Annotated in this window: 8 protein-coding genes; 5 read left to right on the forward strand and 3 right to left on the reverse strand. The window is 63.4% G+C overall.

Annotated features, from left to right (window positions below; translation table 11 throughout):
- Both HP499_RS19565 and HP499_RS19570 read left to right on the forward strand, forming a co-directional pair.
- Positions 1-637 (forward strand): ERAP1-like C-terminal domain-containing protein (locus HP499_RS19565; RefSeq protein WP_172325819.1); only part of this gene is annotated, 637 nt, incomplete at its 5' end.
- Between the two features lie 58 nt (positions 638-695).
- Positions 696-1,175 carry an OsmC family protein gene (locus HP499_RS19570; RefSeq protein ID WP_172325820.1) on the forward strand — a complete coding sequence of 160 codons (480 nt, stop codon included), beginning with the start codon at positions 696-698 and terminating at the stop codon, positions 1,173-1,175.
- Here the strand turns inward: HP499_RS19570 and HP499_RS19575 are convergent.
- Positions 1,172-2,185 carry an NAD-dependent epimerase/dehydratase family protein gene (locus tag HP499_RS19575; protein ID WP_172325821.1) on the reverse strand — a complete coding sequence of 338 codons (1,014 nt, stop codon included), beginning with the start codon at positions 2,183-2,185 and terminating at the stop codon, positions 1,172-1,174. The genes HP499_RS19570 and HP499_RS19575 overlap by 4 nt on opposite strands.
- Positions 2,186-2,272: 87 nt before the next feature.
- Here HP499_RS19575 and HP499_RS19580 point away from each other — a divergent pair, with 87 nt between their 5' ends.
- Both HP499_RS19580 and HP499_RS19585 read left to right on the forward strand, forming a co-directional pair.
- The gene (locus HP499_RS19580) at positions 2,273-2,971 is read left to right on the forward strand and encodes a mechanosensitive ion channel family protein (protein WP_172325822.1); all 699 of its coding nucleotides are present in this window, start codon (positions 2,273-2,275) and stop codon (positions 2,969-2,971) included.
- Positions 2,964-3,440 carry a globin gene (locus HP499_RS19585; protein ID WP_305849751.1) on the forward strand — a complete coding sequence of 159 codons (477 nt, stop codon included), beginning with the start codon at positions 2,964-2,966 and terminating at the stop codon, positions 3,438-3,440. Before HP499_RS19580 ends, HP499_RS19585 begins: the two co-directional genes overlap by 8 nt.
- Here HP499_RS19585 and HP499_RS19590 read toward each other — a convergent pair.
- Entirely contained in the window at positions 3,437-4,114 is a 678-nt protein-coding gene (locus tag HP499_RS19590) for a hypothetical protein (protein ID WP_172325823.1), read from the reverse strand. The genes HP499_RS19585 and HP499_RS19590 overlap by 4 nt on opposite strands.
- Before the next feature lie 63 nt (positions 4,115-4,177).
- On the opposite strand from HP499_RS19590, the gene HP499_RS19595 reads away from it, so the two are divergent.
- Complete coding sequence (locus HP499_RS19595) at positions 4,178-5,083, forward strand: acyl-CoA thioesterase II (protein ID WP_172325824.1); 906 nt, start codon at positions 4,178-4,180, stop codon at positions 5,081-5,083.
- Between the two features lie 109 nt (positions 5,084-5,192).
- Here HP499_RS19595 and HP499_RS19600 read toward each other — a convergent pair.
- Positions 5,193-6,044 (reverse strand): ATP-binding cassette domain-containing protein (locus HP499_RS19600; RefSeq protein WP_172325825.1); only part of this gene is annotated, 852 nt, incomplete at its 5' end.

A 6,044-nucleotide genomic window follows, 5' to 3' on the forward strand; every position in this document is an offset into this window, starting at 1 on the left:
CTCCTCGGTGGAGGCAGGCTCAGACGCCCAGCTCCAATTTGCCAAATCCTTCACCCAGCTCGCGCGCAGCGCCGGCCAGTTGGACCGCATCCAAGCCCTTTTGGACGGAACCGAAACACTGGAAGGCCTCACGGTGGACCAGGATATGCGCTGGGAACTGCTGACCGCACTGGTGGCCGGTGGACGCCAGGGCCAGGAACGCATCGACGCCGAGCTCGACCGGGACAACACCTCCAACGGCCAGAATGCCGCCGCCCAGGCGAAGGCAGCCATCCCCACCCCTGAAGCCAAGGCGGCAACGTGGGAAGCGATCGTGGAAACCGGTGAACTCTCCAACGCGCTCCAGGCTTCGGCGGTGGCCGGGTTCATGCGCGTCCCGGACACTGCCCTGCTGGAGCCTTTCGCTGAAAAATACTTTGACGCCGTTCCCGGGATCGTCAAGGAACGCACCCATGCTTTGGCACAGCAGATCGTGGTGGGACTTTACCCCGCACAACTGACCACCGAGGCCACGGTGGCCCGCACGGATACGTTCCTGGCGGAGCTTCCAGAGGATAGCGCGGCCCTGCGCAGGATGATGCTGGAAAACCGTGACGGTGTGGCGCGCGCATTGCGTGCCCGGGCAGCCGACGTCTAGGCCAGCCACCTCATGATGCCCCTGCGGACAGTTGATGCCCCTTGGCTAGACTGTCCGCATGGGCCTGAATGAACACCGCTATGCGCTGACCGTCCGCTGGACCGGAAACCTGGGCGAGGGCACGGCAAGCTATCGCGGTTATTCACGGGACCATGACATAGAAATTCCGGGCCTGCCCACCCTTCAGGGGTCCGCAGATCCCACTTTCCATGGCGACCGCACACGTTACAACCCCGAGCAATTGCTGCTTGCCGCGCTCTCGCAGTGCCACATGCTTTCTTTCCTGCACGTCGCCGTCAAGCACGGTGTGGTGGTTACCGCTTATGAGGACAGCGCGGAGGGCCTGATGAAACTCAACCGCGATGGCAGTGGGCAATTTCAAAGCGTGACGCTCAAACCACACGTCACCATTGCTGATCCCGGGCACGCCGATGTGATGGACCAGTTACATCACGAGGCCAACCAGGTCTGCTTCATCGCCCGCAGCGTCAACTTCCCCGTGCTGCACGAGCCAAGCACGACGACGGCCGCCGCCTAGCGCTGCCGGGCCCGCCATAGTGCCACGAGCCGTTGTTCGGTATCGCGGCTAAGGCCGGCTTTGCGGTCCCTGTCCAGACCCTTGTGCCGCTCATCCTCAAGCGTGGCCGCAAGGGTCTCCTGCCAGGGCCTCAGGACCATGCCACGCTCTTGTGCAGCGCTGTTGGTCCGCGATTGAAAGCCATCGTGGCCCGGCGGTAGCCACAAGGGCAGCGAGTCCGGGCCGGCCCAGTATTCGATGCCCTGCCCCACGAGCCACTCTGGGTCAGCGAACACAACATCCCGGGTTGCGCCATCATCTCCTGCGCTGCCAGCAGCCCCCTGTGACTCGGCGATGTATTCGCCAAACCGGACCACGTCCCCCAACGCGTTGTACGTTCCGGTCAATCCTTCCCCGGCGGATTGCAGGATCCACGCTGCAAGGTCGCGGACGTCAATGATCTGAGTTGGGGCATCCGGGATGTCAGGAACCAGAACCGGGCCAGGGCCAGCAGCGAATCGGGCAGGCCAATATCCGTACCTGTCGGTTTCGTCGCCAGGGCCACTGATGAGTCCGGCCCGCACGATGTGCGCCTTCTCCCCCACCGCAACCAGAGTCATCTGCTCAATAGCGGATTTGGATTGGCCGTAAGTCTCCGGGGTACCGGACTGTCCGGCGGGCAACGGCTCCAGCAACTCCGCGCCTTCATCGGCGCCGGGCACCGAATGGTCCGCGTAAACAGAGCAACTCGAAACAAAGGTCCAGTGACCGGCAGCCCGGCCCAGCATGTCCAACGCCTGGCCTGCCTGCACAGGATCCCGGGACACCTCCACCACAGAGTCCCACCGGCCATCGATCCCCGCGTAGGCCGCCGCACCCAAGGCGCGGTCGCCCCTGACCCAGGTGGCGTCGTCGGGCGGGTTTGTTGACGTGCCACGGGCAAAACAGGTGACATCATGTCCGGCAGCAATCGCTTGCCGGGCGATTTCTGCAGACAGGAAGGCGGTACCGCCAAGGACCAGGATGCGCATACCGTCACGCTACGGCGCTAGGGTTGTAGGTGGACAGAGTGTTCCGCGCCCGGCGAACACGGGCCGACCACAAGGAGAAATTCACCCTTGACCTCCATCCCCTTGGCAGAAATTGTCACTTTGGAACCTGAAAAAATCGACCTCGTTTCCATCCTCATCACACTGGGCGTCGGCCTGGGCGTATGGATCGTTGCGCGGTTCGTTATTCTGCGCATCACGCGGCGGGTGTCCGCTGGAAGCTCCTTCTTCAAGAAAGCGCACTTCAAGTGGGTGCAACCAGCCATCCGCGCATTGGACCACGAGCGCCGCTCCCAACGCGCAGAGACCATCGGCACGCTGCTGACCAGCCTGGTGAGCGTCGTGGTAGTAGTGATCGTCATTATCTACGTCCTCAAATACATGAACGTGGACGTGGCGCCGCTGCTGACCAGTGTGGGCATCCTGGGTGTCGCCATCGGCTTTGGCGCCCAGCAATTGATCCGCGATTTCCTTGCGGGAATCTTCATCACCATTGAAGACCAATACGGGATCGGCGACGTCATCGTCACCAGCGAAGTCATTGGTACCGTTGAATCGGTGGGCCTGCGCATCACCCGGGTCCGCGCCGAAGACGGAGCCATCTGGTACCTGCGGAACGGCGAGATCCTCCGCGTGGGCAACCGCTCGCAGGGTGACTACGTGCCGTTGGAAACCCCCGACGCCACTGATCAACCCGGCGCATCAGCCGCCCCTGTCACAGCAGGCGCCCCGCGCGTCACCAAAGCCGAGGAGAAATCCAATGAGTAGCACCCCTGACGGGCAAGCCCCGGCACCCCAGTCGGGTCCTCGTCGCCAGCTGATGCAAAACGATCCGTTCAGCCAGCCTGCCTACACGGACAGTTTTTACGCTGCCGTGGGCGGCCACCCGACATTCGTCAAGCTGATCGATGTCTTCTACGACGGCGTGGCCACGGATCCATTGCTTCGGCCCATGTATCCCGAAGAGGACCTTGCTCCGGCAAAGCGCCGCTTCCTGATGTTCCTGGAGCAATACTGGGGCGGTCCCACCACCTACGGCGAGGAACGGGGCCACCCGAGGCTGCGCATGCGCCACATGCCGTTCCAGGTAACCCCGGAAGCCAAGGATCGCTGGCTTTTCCACATGCGCACGGCCGTAGACGCGCTGGAGCTCTCGCCGCTGCATGAGGGGACCCTGTGGGACTACATGGAACGCGCTGCACTGACCATGGTCAACAGCCCCTCGTCAGGCGCCTAAGACTGGAAGCCGAGGCCCAGGCCTGCACCCGTGCGAACCAGCACATGGCCGCGGGGACCGCTGAGGCGGAACCAGCGGCCATTACGGAAGACGTTCTGCTCGGCGTCGCCCAGGAAACCGAGGGCGAAAGCTGCGAAAGCTGCGCCCGCAGGGAGGCCGCCCGCACCTTGCAGTTCACGGCCCCACACTGCCGCCCTGGCGCTGTTGACCACGGCCGCACCTGCCAAAGCAGGAATGACGCCGGCCACCTCGGCAATGCCTGCCTCCGCCGCTGACTTGAGGTCGGCGTCGAGCATTGATCCTTGCGCTTCCCAGCCGGAACGCGGCGCGCCAACGCCGGCCCAGGACTCGGACACGGTGGACGGCGGTATTGGCAGCTCCACGTCATCGGCACCGGAGCGGGCCAATCGGTCCATGACGGACGCAAGGGTCACCGTGACATCAGCCCGGGCCGCCTCAGCGAGGGCCATGGTCCGCAAGCCGAGGATGGTGGGGGTGGACTCCCCCAGGATGCGAGGCCGCAAAACACATACATAGGCGGCCAGGACACTGCCCGCGGCCTGGAGGCGGATGGCGCCGTCGTCGATGCTCTTTGCCCGCGTCACATATGTTTTCAAGTCAGCGAGGTCACGGGGATCGGCGAAGCGGAAGGACTGGGTCAAGACGTCTGTCACATCATCGACTCTACCGGCATGTCTGCGGTTGAGAGGGGTCCGGGCGGCGTCTAAAGTCGAACCATGACTGAGACGAACGCTGGCCTTGAAGTTGAAGCACCCGCAGAAGACCCCATGGATGTGCTGATCGGCCTGCTGGACCTTGGTGATTTTGACGGCGCCCGGACCAATGAGGACATTTTCCTGGGCCCATCGCAGAAGCAACCACGACACCGGGTTTTTGGCGGCCAGGTTCTGGCACAGTCCATGATGGCCGGTATGCGGACGGTGGAACCGGACAGGGTAGCCCACTCCATGCACGGCTACTTCCTGCGTCCCGGTGATGCCAACAAACCGATCACGTTCGGGGTAGAGAGGCTGCGGGACGGGCGCTCATTCTCCGCCCGGCGCGTTCATGCCTACCAGGACGGCGTGCCTATCCTGTCCATGATTGCTTCCTTCCAGGTTGAAGACACCGGACTGGACCATCAAGCCACCATGCCCGAGGGCATTCCGGACCCTGAGTCCCTGCCCAGCACCGCAGAACTCCTGTCGCATTTCGACCACCCCATGGCACGGCATATGTCATCCGAGCGCCCCTTCGACGTCCGCCACATTGATCCGGCGCTCTACGTGTCGCCTCCCAGCGAGCACGTAGCAAGCAACGCAGTGTGGATGAAAACCATGGGCCCCCTGCCCGATGACCCCAACCTCCACCGTGCAGCCTTGGCCTACGCCAGTGACTACACCCTGCTGGAGCCCATCCTCCGGGCCCATGGCCTGGCGTGGATGACGCCCGGAATGAGCGTCGCCAGCCTCGACCACGCCATGTGGTGGCACCGCCCTGTGCGGGTGGACGAGTGGATGCTCTACGTCCAGGAATCACCCAGTGCCCAAGGCGCTCGCGGACTCGCCACAGGCCGCATCTTCAACCGCGACGGCCTGCATGTTGCCACAGTCGCCCAGGAAGGCATGGTCCGCATCCCCTAGCCTTTCAAGGCACCGGCGATCTGCCGGGAGTTCACGCCGAGGCGTTAAACCGGAAAGGCCGGCCCCACAGGGGCCGGCCTTTCTACGTATATGCCTGGGCGATGTAACTTTAGTCGCGGGTCAGGCGGCGGTGGGTCACGCGGTGCGGCTTGGCAGCATCGGGGCCAAGGCGCTCCACTTTGTTTTCTTCGTAGGAGTCGAAGTTGCCCTCGAACCAGTACCACTTGGACGGGTTCTCCTCGTCACCTTCGTAGGCCAGGATGTGGGTGGCCACCCGGTCCAGGAACCAACGGTCGTGCGAGACCACCACGGCGCAACCCGGGAATTCCAGGAGGGCGTTCTCGAGGCTGCTCAAGGTTTCGACGTCGAGGTCGTTGGTGGGTTCGTCAAGCAGCAGCAGGTTGCCGCCCTGCTTGAGCGTCAGCGCGAGGTTGAGGCGGTTGCGCTCACCACCGGAGAGGACGCCGGCCTTCTTCTGCTGGTCCGGGCCCTTGAAGCCGAAGGCCGATACGTAAGCACGCGACGGCATCTCCACCTGGCCCACCTGGATGTAGTCCAGGCCTTCGGAAACAACTTCCCAAAGGGACTTGTTGGGATCGATGCCACCACGGGACTGATCCACGTAGGAGATCTTTACGGACTCGCCGATCTTGAGCTCTCCGTCGTCCAACGGCTCCATGCCAACGATGGTCTTGAAGAGCGTGGACTTGCCAACACCGTTGGGGCCAATGACACCTACGATGCCGTTGCGGGGCAGCGAGAAGGACAAGTCCTCAATGAGGACACGGTCATCGAAGCCCTTCTTCAGGTTCTTGGCTTCGATCACCAAGGAACCCAAGCGGGGTCCCGGGGGAATCTGGATCTCTTCGAAGTCCAGCTTGCGCGTGCGCTCGGCTTCGGCAGCCATTTCCTCGTAGCGGGCCAGACGGGCCTTGGACTTGGTCTGGCGGCCCTTGGCGTT

This window comes from Paenarthrobacter sp. CM16 (genome assembly GCF_013179505.1).
Classification (GTDB): Bacteria; Actinomycetota; Actinomycetes; order Actinomycetales; family Micrococcaceae; genus Arthrobacter.

Bases quoted from the DNA above. Each gene is read 5' to 3' on its own strand.
- HP499_RS19595 (WP_172325824.1), top strand. From the start codon at position 4,178: ATGACTGAGACGAACGCTGGCCTTGAAGTTGAAGCACCCGCAGAAGAC.
- HP499_RS19575 (WP_172325821.1), bottom strand. From the start codon at position 2,185: ATGCGCATCCTGGTCCTTGGCGGTACCGCCTTCCTGTCTGCAGAAATC.
- HP499_RS19570 (WP_172325820.1), top strand. From the start codon at position 696: ATGGGCCTGAATGAACACCGCTATGCGCTGACCGTCCGCTGGACCGGA.
- HP499_RS19585 (WP_305849751.1), top strand. From the start codon at position 2,964: ATGAGTAGCACCCCTGACGGGCAAGCCCCGGCACCCCAGTCGGGTCCT.